Genomic DNA, 13,185 nt, shown 5'->3' with positions numbered 1-13,185 from the left:
AATCACAAAGGAATCCTGACATGTCACTTGTTGGAAACTGGTCCTATCCGACCGCTATCAAATTCGGCGCAGGCCGCATCAAGGAACTGCCCGAGGCATGTGCTGCCGCTGGTATGAAAAGGCCGTTGTTGGTCACCGACAAAGGGTTGGCCGATCTACCGATCACCGCGGCGACGCTGGATATCATGGAGGCCGCAGGGCTAGGGCGCGGGTTGTTCAGCGATGTGGATCCGAACCCGAACGAAAAAAATCTTGAGGCTGGTGTCGAGGCCTATAGCGCGGGCGGCCATGATGGTGTGATCGCTTTTGGCGGCGGTTCCGGGTTGGATCTGGGCAAGATGGTTGCCTTTATGGCAGGGCAGACGCGCCCAGTTTGGGATTTCGAGGATATCGGCGATTGGTGGACTCGCGCCGATGCCGATGTCATCGCGCCGATTATCGCTGTGCCGACCACAGCCGGGACCGGGTCCGAGGTCGGGCGCGCCAGTGTCATCACGAATTCCGAAACCCACGCAAAAAAGATCATATTCCATCCCAAGGTTCTGCCGACAGTGGTGATCTGCGACCCCGAGCTGACAGTTGGCATGCCCAAGTTCATCACGGCGGGCACAGGTCTGGATGCATTTGCGCATTGCGTCGAGGCGTATTCCAGCCCGCATTATCATCCGATGAGCCACGGTATTGCGCTGGAAGGTATGCGGCTGGTCAAGGAGTACCTGCCACGCGCTTATGAAGATGGCACGGATATCGAGGCCCGCGCGCAGATGATGAGCGCGGCAGCCATGGGGGCGACCGCCTTTCAGAAAGGCCTAGGCGCGATCCACGCCATGAGCCATCCGATTGGCGCGGTTTTCAACACTCACCACGGCACAACTAATGCGGTTTGCATGCCTGCAGTGCTGGAGTTCAATGCGCCAGCTATCGCTGATCGGTTTCAGTCGGCGGCAGCCTATCTGGGAATTGATGGCGGCTTTGATGGCGTCCGCGGTTTTGTCCAGTCGTTCAACGACTCGCTGGGTATCCCAACTAGGCTGTCCGAACTGGGTGTGACCGAAGCAGCGATCCCGGAACTCGTGCGAGGCGCGATCATCGATCCGTCTTGTGGTGGTAACCCAATCGAATTGACAGAGGACAATCTGACCGCTCTGTTCAAGGCTGCATTGTGATCGGTCTTGCTCTGTGCAAGTAACGAAACCGGCCCGTATCTTGGGCCGGTTCCCTCTGCGCGAAAGGTTCGGACGTGACTCTGTTTGTCATTGCCATCATTTTGACGGCTGCGTTGCTGCATGCGGTGTGGAACGCCATCGTCAAAACAGCCGCCGACCGAACGACCACTTTGGGCCTTGTCGCATTTGGGCATGTAATCCCTGCAACGGCCATGGTCCTGCTGCTGCCGCTGCCCAGTGCTGAGAGCTTTCCCTATATCCTGATCTCGACCGTCGTGCATTTTGGGTACTACTACATGCTGGGCAAAGCCTATGAGCATGGGGATCTGAGCGTCGTCTATCCGATCGCCCGTGGTATCGTGCCTGCGTTGGTCTCACTCTGGGCGATGATACTGGTGGGCGAGGTTCTGCCGCTGCAGGCATGGGGCGGGATTGCGCTGATCGCGCTTGGTATTCAGCTCAGCAGTTGGAGTGCCTTGCGGTCCGGCGTCGGGCGCTGGGCGCTGTGGTTTGCGCTCGGTACAGGGTTTTGCATCTCGATTTATTCGGTCGTGGATGGCATCGGGGTGCGATTGTCGGGCAATACGCTCAGCTATTGGGCATGGGGTGCGTTCCTGCATCTGTTCATTGCGGGCTTTGTCGGCATCAAAAAACGGGACACGTTAGCACAGCTTCCTGCAAAGGTCTGGATGATCGGCATCCTGGGCGGGCTGGTGTCGATGACGGCCTATGGTCTGGTGCTTTACGCCAAGAATTTCGCACCACTGGGTGCGGTTTCAGCACTGCGTGAGACTTCAGTGATCTTCGCTGCGCTGATCGGGTTCATCTTCCTGCATGAAGGCAACTGGATGCGTCGCCTTGGTGCGGCCCTACTGATGGCCGTTGGCGTAGCCCTGATCGGTATGTCCGTCTGAGCCCAGCAGTCTTGCCGCGCGCGCCCGTCGTCTCGCATAGTGGGGGCGAGTGACGAGAGGGCGTTTTGATGACCAAAGAGATTGTTCTGATCCACGGGGCTTTTGCCGGACCTTGGTGTATGGCGGACTACGCGGGTTTCTTCCGCGCGCGCGGCTGGACCGTGCATACTCCTGCGCTGCGCTTTCATGGTGGGGACCCCAAGGCCGAGCCTGACCCCGGCCTTACGGATACCAGTGTCGCGGATTATGCCAATGATATTGCCGAGTTCGTGCAGGGCTTGGACAGCAAGCCGGTCATCCTCGGCCATGCCATCGCGGGTGTTGTGGCGCAGCAAGTGGCCGCGTGCGGATTGGCCAGTGCTATTGTCCTGATCAATCCGAACGCGCCGTGGGGCACCTTGCCCGAAACCGACGATGAACGCGCCATCCCGCGCGCGCTGATGGAGGGTGGGGCGTTCTGGAAGCAACCCATGCATGTCGAGTTCGACCTGATGGCCCCTTTTGCGTTGAACAAGATGCCCGAGGCGCAGCAGCATGAGGTGTTAGACCAGCTGGGGGCCGAAAGCGGGCGGGTGATGTTCGAGATGTTCTTTTGGATGTTCGACGATCACCACGCGATGAAGGTCGACATCGACAAGGTCGACTGCCCGGTGCTGATCATGTCAGGGACCGAGGACCGCGCCGTCAACCCCGACACCTGCCGTGCTCTGGCCAACCTGTACGGGGATCGCGCGACGTTTATGCCCGTGAAAAACCACGCGCATTTCCTGTTTATGGAGCCTGGCTGGGAGTATCCCGCCGGCCGGATTGCAGACTGGCTGGAGGGGAAGGTGGGCTAGAAGGCCCGACCTTTCAGTTCAGCGATTGACCTGAATACCGCTCTCCGGTTTCCACTTCATGGCACCGTCGCCGCCTTTGATACAACGCAGAAGGTGTTCTTCGCGCGTACTGGACGTTTCGGTCACGGTGTTGTTGCCAGAGATCACAACAAAGGCGTCCACCGAATAAGCGAGGCCATTGTAATAGCAGAACCGTAACTCTGCTCCGACCGGAATAGGCGATGCGCCGATCAGCGACTGCTGCGCGCTTGCCTGACTGGCCAGCAAGGCAAAGGCCAGCCCGAGGGTTAGTGCTTTCATATTGTCCTCCCGTTCGAAATTTATGTTCGTTCAAATTGGGTCTTGGACGCTCGGATCCTCAAAATTTGTTCTTTGATGACAATTGCGCGCAAGTGTGAACGGGATCAACGGGTTAGGCAAGGGGGGTGTTTGGGGGGCTGTTGTGGGGAAGCTCCGACCCATCCACCGAATGCATGATCGGAAGCATGTTACACAAACGCGCGACATATGCCCATGGGTGACGGGCATGACATGTGTTTACACACTTCCAGCTTTCGTCAAATGATAAGTTAAGGTGCTGAGCCCATGCTTGCTACGTTTTGTTTGGAAGGAAGTTCTAATGGATAACAACATTGTTTTATTGGCTATACTTCTACTAATTGCGGTTTTGGTAACCAAACTGCGTAGCAAACTTCGAAGAAAGCCTTATCGGCGCAAAGCAATCCAATTTGGCCCTGAAAACAATTGGGGTTTAGCGGATCCGAAGAACCAACTTGAAGCAGTTTCGTTAGTTGGATTCGAAAAAGTTAAGTTGATGAATTCATCCGAGTATCGGGTTTTTAAGTCCTTAGAAGCCATCGTTCGTGACAATGGAAATGGTCACCGTGTGATGGCACAAACCAGTTTGGGCGAAATAATAAAGCCGAGCAAAGAAGAGAGTGATTGGAAGAAAAAGAAAGATGCATTTGCTTCTATCAACTCCAAAAGACTGGATTTCTGTGTCGTTGACAAAAACGGCTTTGTTGTGTTGGCAGTCGAGTATCAAGGAAGTGGGCATCATCAAGAAAAGGCATTCATGCGAGATGCGGTAAAACGAGAAGCATTGAGAAGGGCAGGAATTCCATTTTTGGAAGTTGAAAAAGGGATGACCCCTACGGAATTCAAAGACCGAGTGGAAAAGTATGTTGTTTCCGACGACCAAGCATCACTAAAACTGCGATGAACTTGAAAGGAGCCTAGGTTCAACATTATTTTGGTGGAGGCACTTCAACCATCAAACATCCAACTCCTCCACAAACCGCGCGTTTTCCTGAATGTATTGGAACCGCAGTTCGGGTTTTTTGCCCATCAGGCGCTCGACCAGATCGCCGGTCTCACCGGGTTCGTCCTCGTCGATGGTGACGCGGATCAATTTCCGGGACGCGGGGTCCATTGTGGTCTCTTTCAAGTCCTTAGCGTCCATCTCACCCAGACCCTTGAAGCGCGAGACGTCGATCTTGCCCTTGCCGCCCAGACCTTTCTCAAGCCACTCGTCGCGCTCGGCCTCGTCCAGACAGTAGACGCGTTTAGCGCCTTGCGTCAGGCGATACAGGGGCGGGCAGGCCAGATACAGGTGGCCCGTGTCGATCATCGGGCGCATCTGTGTAAAGAAGAACGTCATCAACAGCGCCGCGATATGCGCGCCGTCCACATCCGCGTCAGTCATGATTATGATCTTGTCATAGCGCAAGTCGTCGACATTGAACTTGGTGCCAAGACCGACACCCAGCGCCTGCGTCAGATCGTTGATCTCGGCATTGGTGCCCAGCTTGGAACTGGCTGCGCCCAGCACGTTCAGGATCTTGCCGCGCAGGGGCAAAAGGGCCTGCGTTTTGCGGTTGCGACCCATCTTGGCCGAGCCGCCCGCAGAATCTCCTTCGACGATGAATAATTCCGTTCCGTCGCGTGTTGAACTAGAACAGTCCACCAACTTGCCGGGGAGACGAAGTTTTTTAGTGGCGGACTTACGTTGTGTTTCTTTCTCGGCGCGTCGGCGCAGACGTTCTTCGGACCTCAGAATGAGGAAATCGAGAATAGCACCGGCGGATTTCGTGTCCGCGGCCAGCCAGTTATCGAAATGGTCGCGGACCGAATTCTCTACCAACCGTTGTGCTTCGACCGTGGCGAGGCGGTCTTTGGTCTGGCCCACGAATTCCGGCTCGCTGATAAAGCAGGACACCAGCGCGCAGCCACCAGTGATCAGGTCGTCGCGGGTAATCTGCGCGGCCTTCTTGTTGTTGATCAGTTCGCCATAAGCCTTGATCCCTTTCAGGACTGCAGCCCAGAACCCGGCGACATGAGTGCCGCCTTCGGGGGTGGGGACAGTGTTACAGTAGGACTGGATGAACCCGTCACGCGAGGGCGTCCAGTTGATCGCCCATTCGACCTTGCCTGCTGCACCGAATTTTTCCCGAAAGTCCACGGTGCCAGCAAAAGGTTGCTCGGCATAGGTGGACGAGCCGTTCATCGTTTCCTTCAGGTAGTCCGACAGCCCGCCGGGAAAGTGGAAGCTGGCCTCGGTTGGCGTTTCGCCATCGTCGATATGGGATTTCCAGCGGATTTCGACGCCCGAGAACAGGTAGGCTTTGGAGCGGATGGATTTAAACAGCCGCGCCGGTTTGAACTTGTGATGGCCAAAGATTTCGGCATCTGCGTGGAACGTCACAGTGGTGCCACGTCGATTGGGGGCCGCGCCAACCTTTTCGACCGGACCCAACGGGACCCCGCGCGAGAACCGCTGTTCGAACAGAGTCTTGTCCCGCGCCACCTGCACGACCATCGAATCCGACAAGGCGTTGACCACGGATGCACCCACACCGTGCAGACCGCCCGAGGTCTGATATGCTTTCCCCGAGAATTTGCCGCCCGCATGTAGGGTGCAAAGAATGACTTCAAGCGCCGATTTGTCCGGGAATTTGGGATGCGGATCAATCGGGATACCGCGCCCGTTGTCTCGCACCGTCAGTGCGTAATCTGCGTGCAGCTCGACCTCAATCCGGTTGGCGTGACCTGCGACCGCTTCGTCCATCGAGTTGTCGAGGATTTCGGCCACCATATGGTGCAGCGCACGCTCATCCGTGCCGCCGATATACATACCGGGGCGTTTGCGGACCGGTTCCAGCCCTTCAAGCACCTCGATCGAGGAGGCGTCATAGGTATTGGTCGCTTCTGGCGTCAACAGATCGTCGGGCATGGGTGCTGCTCTTGTTTTTGGGTTTGGTCCCATTATGGCAGGGGATGTGGTCCGGGGGAAGGGGCGCGCGAAGTGTTGTGTGCGGTTTGTCGGCTATGATGCGCCCCGATTGGGAGCTGAGGTTGAAACGCTACATGTTTGACTAGGCTGGAACCACGGTCACAACGCCAGCCAGAGAGCCCCATTCCGATAGCCACCCTGCACAAGCTCTTTGGCCTGCAGCACATCCGGATAATCGTCAACCCAGTCGCGAAAACGGTCATTTGTGACAATGGTAGCACTTAGGTCGCGAGCGACCTGTAGAACAAGCGGGTCGGCTGGCGTTCCCTTGGGTGCGACCATAACACGGTCAACGGGCAACCCAAGCAGAGAGGCAAGGGCTTTGTCATTCATGTAGCGATCCGAGATTTTGTAGCCGACATTTGCATCGAACACGACACCGGGAGTCAGGCCGGAGGTGGTCAAAGCGTCGACAACTTCTCGCACGGTGGCAATGTCCGGAATGCCCTCTCGCCAGTGCAAAATATTTGATCCATCAACCACGGCCCAGTTCTCCGGCGCTTTCGATCTGCGCAACCATTTTCCAAGCAGCAATATCGCGCTTGCAACGGTGCAAAGCCCTGCGACCATTGCCCAATCAGAAAAAGCAGGGCGGGACAGTGCCGCGAACAGGCCGCAGATTGACAGGACAAACAAGAACAGAGGAAGGCGCATCGCTGGAAAATCAATATAGTGAAACGGGGTGTCGGCAGTTCTTTATCAGGTGGCAGTGGAGGATGCCCAGAGCGTTCTCATTGCAGTCACGTGAAATGTTCCGGGTAAGCGTGGCCGCCAAGGCCTCGCATTGTTTCTGCATTCTGTTTAGGTTTGGCTGCAAAAGCAAATGGATACGGGAGGCAAAGAGATGAGTTGGATCAGAACCATCCCATTTGATGAAGCAACTGGAAAACTCAGGAATCTTTACGACCGTGTTACTGGCCCCGGCAACAATGTCGACAACATCATGATGGTGCATTCCTTGCGACCACATTCGATGGAAGGTCACATGGCTATGTACAAGAACGTGCTTCACCATTCCGCCAACACGATCCCGAAGTGGTTTCTTGAGGTGCTGGGCGTGTGGGTCAGCGCGCTGAACAAATGCAGCTATTGTGTCGAGCACCATTACAGCGGTTTGCAGCGTTTGTTGGGCGATCCGGAGCGTAGCCAGGCAATTCGCGCGGCGATTGAGGCTGGCACGCCAGAGGAGGCCCCGTTGGATGCGGCTCAGATTGAGGCCATGCGTTACGCGCGCAAACTGACTGAGGCCCCTGCGGAGTTGAAACAGCAAGACGTGGAAGCCCTGCGCAAGGCCGGCTGGGACGACGGTGAGATCCTCGAAATCAATCAGGTCTGCGCGTATTTCTCTTATGCGAACCGGACAGTTTTGGGGCTGGGGTGTTCCACAGATGGTGACATATTGGGCCTGTCGCCCAACAACTCGGATGACCCGGCGGATTGGGGGCACCGGTAACCGGATTTAGCGCGCAATCCAGCCCATGATTGTCTGCGCCACCGCTTCGGGCTGTTGATGGTGCAGCCAGTGATCAGCGTTCGGAATGTCGATGCGCGTCAGGTCCGGCGCGTAGTCTTCCAGCCCCTCAGTCGACTCTGGCAGCAACGCCTTGTCTTCACGCCCCCACAGCAACAGGTGGGGGCAGCGAACCATCAACCGGTCCTTCGGCAGCTCTGGCAGATCCGTGCGCGGTGCGCCGGGTTTCGCAACCACCAGCGGTGACGCGCGGTACCAGTTCAACATGGCCTCCAGCCGCCCGGGCCGCGCCCATTCTGTACGATAGGCCTGCATTTGCTGGTCCGTCAGCCAGTCTGTTCCCATCCCGAAACGAAAAAACTGTTCAAGCTTGGCAAAATTGTCCGCCGACAAACGCTCCTCCGCGTCTGGTGCGCGCAAGGCATTGATGTATTGCGAAGCCTCGGATTGCGCGCCCCCTGCGGCCATGGCCCGTTGGAAGGGCACTGGGTGCACGCCGTTGGCGATGATCAACCGGTCCACCAGATCCGGGCGGAACATGGCCAAACCATAGGCCACAGACGCTCCCCAATCGTGGCCAAGAACACAAACCGGACGGGCGAGCCCCTCGATCAGCGTCACCATGTCCGAGACCAGTCGCGACAGGGCATAATGGCCGACGCCCTCTGGCGCCCAGCTTTGCCCGTAACCGCGTTGATCGGGGGCGATGCAATAGAAGTGGGAAGACAGATGCGGGGCCAGGTCCTGCCACGCGCCGCTATATTCGGGAAACCCGTGAAGCATCAACAAGGGCGGAAGGTCGGGGTCCCCCCAGCTGCGCAGACGGAACCTCTGGCCGTTAAGATCAATGAACTTGTTTTTCATAGCCGAAGCCCTGTGTTGTACCTGAAGCACACGCCCAGAAAGATGTAAAAGTTTGACACCAATCAAAGCGTGTTTTTCACCCGACTGCTAGGCGTTTTCCCGGACAGTGAGACAAGGAGAACCTGAATGGAAGTAGTGACGCAGATCGAGAATGTGCAAGACCCTGCTAACCTGTCGGCGATAGCCAAAACCTCACCGGCTGAGCCTAGCCCCGAGAGAATTCGTCAGGCCTTTGAAAGCGGCAAATATCCTTATGATCGCAAGATGGCGCGCAAAGCTTATGAGGCGGAGAAGGCGCAACTGCAGGCAGAATTGCTAAAAGTACAACATTGGGCACAGGAAACCGGCCAGCGGTTTGTCTTGCTGTTCGAGGGCAGGGATGCCGCAGGCAAAGGTGGAACGATCAAACGATTCATGGAGCACCTGAACCCACGCCAAGCGCGTGTAGTTGCGCTGAATAAACCCACCTGGGAAGAGAAGGGACAGTGGTACTATCAGCGCTATGTTCAGGAATTGCCCACGGTCGGCGAAATGGTTTTCTACGACCGGTCCTGGTACAACCGCGCTGGGGTTGAACGGGTCATGGGTTTTTGTTCGCCCAACGAGTATCTCGAGTTCATGCGTCAAACACCCGAGCTGGAGCGGATGCTGGTGCGCTCGGGTATCCAGCTCTACAAATACTGGTTCTCGGTTACGCAGCCTGAACAGCAACGCCGGTTTAAAAGCCGCGAAACCGATCCTCTGAAACAGTGGAAACTGTCACCAATCGACAAGGCCAGCCTTGATAAATGGGACGATTATACCGAGGCCAAGGAGGCGATGTTCTTTTATACCGATACCGCCGACGCCCCGTGGACCATCGTGAAATCGAACGACAAAAAGCGCGCGCGCCTGAATTGCATGCGCCACTTCCTGTCTACGCTGGACTATCCGGACAAGAACCATGAAATCGTCGACAGCCCCGATCCTTTGATCGTCGGCCAGGCGCATCACGTGATCCAGCACTCGGAACATATTCTGGGCAATTCACTGCATCCTGAAACCGTGTGACAGGAGTCCTCTCAGGTAACATTTGAACCTGCGGGTGTAGTCTCAAGGTGAAATTTCGTCGTTCGCCTCTTGTCCCGGCCTCGGGCCGGGCATAAGGCTGTTCGGATGAGTAAGGTGATGACATATGGTGGCCACTTCCGGGCCATTTCTGTACTGGGCCTGCCGCTGATCGGCGGGCACCTGGCCCAATTTGCTATTGGGCTGACGGATACGGTCATGCTGGGTTGGTACGGTGTCGAGGCGCTGGCCGCCGTGACCTTGGCCAGCAGCTATTTCTTTGTGCTGTTCCTGTTTGGGGCCGGATTCGGTTTGGCTGTTATGCCAATGGTGGCGACGGCTGCGGCCGAAGAAGACGAAACAAGTATTCGCCGTACAACGCGCATGGGGTTGTGGTTGTCATTGATCTATGCGGCCGTCATGATGCCAATGCTGTGGTGGTCTTACCCTATTTTCCTTGCGTTGAAGCAGGACCCGCAAGTCGCTGAAACTGCGTCCCAGTACCTAAGGGTTGCTGGGTGGGGCCTAATTCCAGCGCTTTTGGTGATGGTGCTGAAATCCTATCTGGCCGCGTTAGAGCGGACCCAGATCGTGCTCTGGATCACCGTGGCCGCTGCAGTGGTCAACGCGATCACCAACTATGCCCTGATCTTCGGCAATTGGGGAGCCCCTGAACTGGGTGTAATGGGCGCCGCCATCGCGTCGGTTGTCACTCAGGTCGTATCGTTGGTTTGCGTGGTGATCTACGCCATGCGCGTTCTGCCCGAACATAGCCTGTTCCAACGGTTCTGGCGCCCAGATTGGGAGATGTTCCTTAGTGTCCTCCGCCTTGGCGTGCCGATTGGCCTGACGACCCTGTCCGAGGTCAGCCTGTTCGCAATGTCAGCGATCATGATGGGCTGGCTGGGTCAGGTTCCGCTGGCGGCACATGGCATTGCACTGAATTTGGCATCCGCGACGTTCATGGTGCATCTGGGGTTGTCAAACGCTGCGACGATCCGGGCAGGGAACGCGTTGGGCCGGAAAGATAGGCCACATCTGGAACGCGGCGCGATTGCGGTGACGGGGATGTCTTTGGTGATCTCGGTCCTGACTGTCATCCTGTTCCTTGCCTATGCCGAGCCTTTGATTTCCCTGTTCATGGAACCGGATGACCCGCAGCGTCCGGAAATCCTGATGATCGGTACAGGCCTGCTGGCCATGGCGGCGTTGTTCCAATTGGTGGACGGGGCACAGGTCATTGCTCTTGGCCTTCTGCGTGGGTTGCAGGATGCAAAGGTCCCGATGGTCATGGCCGCGCTCAGCTATTGGGGCGTGGGGATTACGTCCTCGTACTACTTTGGCTTCGTGTTGGGCATGGATGGAATCGGAGTCTGGCTGGGCCTTGTTCTGGGCCTGGCCTGCGCAGCGGTTATGCTGATGGCGCGGTTCTGGATGCGCTCGGTCCGCGAGGTCGGTGTGCCCGCCGAGTAAGATTCGGCGGGTCAGTCTTTGCCGAAGCGGTCTGCCTTTTTTCGCACCAGGACAGAGCGTAGATCATGCATGGCCAGCAGCAACCGGTCGGTTACGTCCTCAAGCTGTTCTGGTGTCGCCTTGGATTGCGCCCATTGCGTGGTGAGGTTCAGATAATCAACCGCGCGGTGAATGTCGTCGATGTCGCGCTGGGCCAGCAACGCTTTTCGCGCCTCCATCCAACGGGCAATCTCGGCCTTGTCGGCGTCGGACAACGTGCGTTGGCCTTGCGGTTTCACCTCGCCATTGCGGATGTTGATGACCGCGATCTGATCCATCTCGATCCGGCGCTGGCGGTTTTCAGTGTCGACCCTGAAAACCGCCGCACCATTCTCGCGAACGCGGAAATAATATTCGGGCAGTTCCGACGTCATTTGCCCTTACTCAAATCAATGATGCGCAAAAGCGCTGGATGCGGGTGCAGGCTTCGGTCAGCGCCTCGTCCGAGGTCGCATAGCTGACCCGAAAGTTTGGCGACAGGCCAAAGGCCGCACCGAACACGACGGCCACGTCCACCTCTTCCAGCAATGCGGTCGCAAAAGCCTCATCCGAGTCAATCACAGTGCCTGCGGGGGTGGTTTTGCCAATTAGCCCGGCAATGGATGGATAGACGTAAAACGCGCCCTCAGGGGTTGGGCAGCTGATGCCGTCGATTTCGTTCAGCATGCGAACAACCAGATCACGGCGGCGTTTGAACGTTTCGTTGTTGGGGGCCAGGAAGGACTGAGTGCCGTTCAGTGCTTCAACCGCCGCCCATTGGCTGACCGAGCAGGGGTTCGAAGTTGATTGCGATTGGATCTTGCGCATGGCGGCGATGACCTCGACCGGTCCTGCCGCGTAACCTATGCGCCACCCAGTCATGGCGTAGGCCTTGGAGACACCGTTGCAGGTCAGCGTCCGGTCATACAAGCGGGGTTCAACTTCTGCCGGTGTGCAGAATTCGAACCCGTCATACGCCAGATGTTCATACATGTCGTCGGACATGACCCAAACATGCGGATGGCGCATCAGGACGTCGGTTAGTTCTTTCAGCTCTTCACGGCTGTAGCCTGCACCTGTGGGGTTCGACGGTGAGTTGAAGATAAGCCACTTGGTCTTCGGCGTGATCGCAGCCTCAAGCTGATCTGCAGTCAGTTTGAAGTTGGTCTGGATCGAAGTTTCCGCGATTACCGGAGTGCCTCCGGCCAAAAGCACCATGTCGGGATAGCTAACCCAATAGGGTGCAGGGATCACAACCTCATCGCCCTCGTTCATCGTGGCCATCAGGGCATTGTACAAGGTTTGCTTGCCGCCGGTGCCGACCGAAATCTGCGCGGGCGTGTAATCCAAGCCGTGGTCACGCTTCATCTTGGCGCAGACCGCTTGTTTCAATTCTGGGATGCCGTCAGGCGCAGTATATTTGGTCTTCCCGGCTGCGATGGCCGCTACTGCTGCGTCCTTGATGTTCTGCGGAGTGTCGAAATCGGGCTCGCCCGCGCTTAGGCCGATGACATCGCGCCCGGCAGCTTTCAACTCGGCCGCTTTAGCGGTTATCGCAATGGTGGGCGATGGCTTCACGCGTGACAGTGTCGCAGAAAGGAAACTCATGGTCGGCCTCGATTTGTATGTTCAGCTTGACTGTCATAGGGTGCGCTCGAATGACGATCAAGCGATATGAATTATGGAATTGGAGAGCCCGATGAACGACGAGAATGACTGGTACGGACCGGACTCTGCGACATTCGGGGACAGGCTGGCAGGGGCACGCGAAGCGGCTGGTATGACCCAGGCCCAGATGGCCCGCAGGCTTGGCGTGAAAAAGACGACAATTGCAGCCTGGGAAAATGATCTGTCCGAGCCACGCGCGAACCGTCTTTCCATGATGGCAGGCATGGTCAACGTGTCGATCATGTGGCTGCTGACCGGCGAAGGCGAAGGCATGGATGCCCCCGTCGAAGCGGAAGAAGGCGCACCCGAGCTTGCGGATGTCGTGGCTGAGCTGCGTTCCATTCGCGGTGAAATGCGCGCCAGCGCCGAGCGGGCCGCGAAGCTGGAGAAAAGGGTGCGTCTGATGCTGGAGCAGGGTCGGTGAACGAACCAC

14 protein-coding genes are annotated in these 13,185 nt (G+C 57.1%); 8 read left to right on the top strand and 6 right to left on the bottom strand.

Features of this window, described 5'->3' with window-relative positions; genetic code table 11:
- Nucleotides 1–20: 20 nt before the first annotated feature.
- The 3 genes from AC2FJE_RS13480 (at nucleotide 21) to AC2FJE_RS13470 (ending at nucleotide 2,919) form a co-directional block, all read left to right on the top strand.
- Entirely contained in the window at nucleotides 21–1,166 is a 1,146-nt protein-coding gene (locus AC2FJE_RS13480) for an iron-containing alcohol dehydrogenase (protein ID WP_496754622.1), read from the top strand.
- Between the two features lie 74 nt (nucleotides 1,167–1,240).
- Nucleotides 1,241–2,080 (top strand): EamA family transporter, encoded by an 840-nt coding sequence (locus tag AC2FJE_RS13475; protein WP_496754620.1) that lies wholly within the window; start codon nucleotides 1,241–1,243, stop codon nucleotides 2,078–2,080.
- A 68-nt stretch (nucleotides 2,081–2,148) separates the two neighbouring features.
- A complete protein-coding gene (locus tag AC2FJE_RS13470; RefSeq protein WP_496761046.1) occupies nucleotides 2,149–2,919 on the top strand; it encodes an alpha/beta hydrolase in 771 nt (256 codons plus the stop codon).
- Between the two features lie 18 nt (nucleotides 2,920–2,937).
- Here the strand turns inward: AC2FJE_RS13470 and AC2FJE_RS13465 are convergent, their stop codons facing one another.
- On the bottom strand, nucleotides 2,938–3,219 hold the full coding sequence (locus AC2FJE_RS13465; protein ID WP_282169233.1) for a hypothetical protein: 282 nt from the start codon (nucleotides 3,217–3,219) through the stop codon (nucleotides 2,938–2,940).
- A 319-nt stretch (nucleotides 3,220–3,538) separates the two neighbouring features.
- Between AC2FJE_RS13465 and AC2FJE_RS13460 the strand changes: the two genes are divergently transcribed.
- A complete protein-coding gene (locus tag AC2FJE_RS13460) occupies nucleotides 3,539–4,141 on the top strand; it encodes a DUF2726 domain-containing protein (RefSeq protein WP_496761045.1) in 603 nt (200 codons plus the stop codon).
- Between the two features lie 51 nt (nucleotides 4,142–4,192).
- On the opposite strand, the gene parE is transcribed toward AC2FJE_RS13460, so the two are convergent.
- Together parE and AC2FJE_RS13450 are read right to left on the bottom strand one after the other, a co-directional pair.
- On the bottom strand, nucleotides 4,193–6,151 hold the full coding sequence (gene parE / locus AC2FJE_RS13455) for a DNA topoisomerase IV subunit B (RefSeq protein WP_282119887.1): 1,959 nt from the start codon (nucleotides 6,149–6,151) through the stop codon (nucleotides 4,193–4,195).
- 159 nt (nucleotides 6,152–6,310) lie between these two features.
- Nucleotides 6,311–6,865, bottom strand: a complete 555-nt coding sequence (locus tag AC2FJE_RS13450; RefSeq protein WP_282119886.1) for an NYN domain-containing protein — start codon at nucleotides 6,863–6,865, stop codon at nucleotides 6,311–6,313.
- A gap of 190 nt (nucleotides 6,866–7,055) precedes the next feature.
- On the opposite strand from AC2FJE_RS13450, the gene AC2FJE_RS13445 reads away from it, so the two are divergent.
- Nucleotides 7,056–7,664 (top strand): carboxymuconolactone decarboxylase family protein, encoded by a 609-nt coding sequence (locus AC2FJE_RS13445; RefSeq protein ID WP_282119885.1) that lies wholly within the window; start codon nucleotides 7,056–7,058, stop codon nucleotides 7,662–7,664.
- A gap of 6 nt (nucleotides 7,665–7,670) precedes the next feature.
- On the opposite strand, the gene AC2FJE_RS13440 is transcribed toward AC2FJE_RS13445, so the two are convergent.
- Nucleotides 7,671–8,546 carry an alpha/beta fold hydrolase gene (locus AC2FJE_RS13440; RefSeq protein ID WP_496754615.1) on the bottom strand — a complete coding sequence of 292 codons (876 nt, stop codon included), beginning with the start codon at nucleotides 8,544–8,546 and terminating at the stop codon, nucleotides 7,671–7,673.
- A 126-nt stretch (nucleotides 8,547–8,672) separates the two neighbouring features.
- Here AC2FJE_RS13440 and ppk2 point away from each other — a divergent pair, with 126 nt between their 5' ends.
- A complete protein-coding gene (ppk2, locus tag AC2FJE_RS13435; RefSeq protein WP_472724094.1) occupies nucleotides 8,673–9,596 on the top strand; it encodes a polyphosphate kinase 2 in 924 nt (307 codons plus the stop codon).
- A 105-nt stretch (nucleotides 9,597–9,701) separates the two neighbouring features.
- The gene (locus AC2FJE_RS13430) at nucleotides 9,702–11,066 is read left to right on the top strand and encodes an MATE family efflux transporter (RefSeq protein WP_282169240.1); all 1,365 of its coding nucleotides are present in this window, start codon (nucleotides 9,702–9,704) and stop codon (nucleotides 11,064–11,066) included.
- Nucleotides 11,067–11,077: 11 nt separating this feature from the next.
- Here the strand turns inward: AC2FJE_RS13430 and AC2FJE_RS13425 are convergent, their stop codons facing one another.
- Together AC2FJE_RS13425 and AC2FJE_RS13420 are read right to left on the bottom strand one after the other, a co-directional pair.
- The gene (locus tag AC2FJE_RS13425; protein WP_282169241.1) at nucleotides 11,078–11,479 is read right to left on the bottom strand and encodes a hypothetical protein; all 402 of its coding nucleotides are present in this window, start codon (nucleotides 11,477–11,479) and stop codon (nucleotides 11,078–11,080) included.
- Between the two features lie 10 nt (nucleotides 11,480–11,489).
- Nucleotides 11,490–12,692, bottom strand: coding sequence for a pyridoxal phosphate-dependent aminotransferase (locus AC2FJE_RS13420; protein ID WP_496761044.1), 1,203 nt, complete (start codon nucleotides 12,690–12,692; stop codon nucleotides 11,490–11,492).
- 91 nt (nucleotides 12,693–12,783) lie between these two features.
- Here AC2FJE_RS13420 and AC2FJE_RS13415 point away from each other — a divergent pair, with 91 nt between their 5' ends.
- Nucleotides 12,784–13,176 carry a helix-turn-helix domain-containing protein gene (locus AC2FJE_RS13415; RefSeq protein WP_058274142.1) on the top strand — a complete coding sequence of 131 codons (393 nt, stop codon included), beginning with the start codon at nucleotides 12,784–12,786 and terminating at the stop codon, nucleotides 13,174–13,176.
- The last annotated feature ends 9 nt before the right edge of the window (nucleotides 13,177–13,185 follow it).

It is taken from the genome of Ruegeria sp. CDSC002 (genome assembly GCF_059610905.1).
The sequence above is the reverse complement of the archived record's forward strand: the minus strand, read 5'-3'. Positions and strand labels throughout refer to the sequence as shown.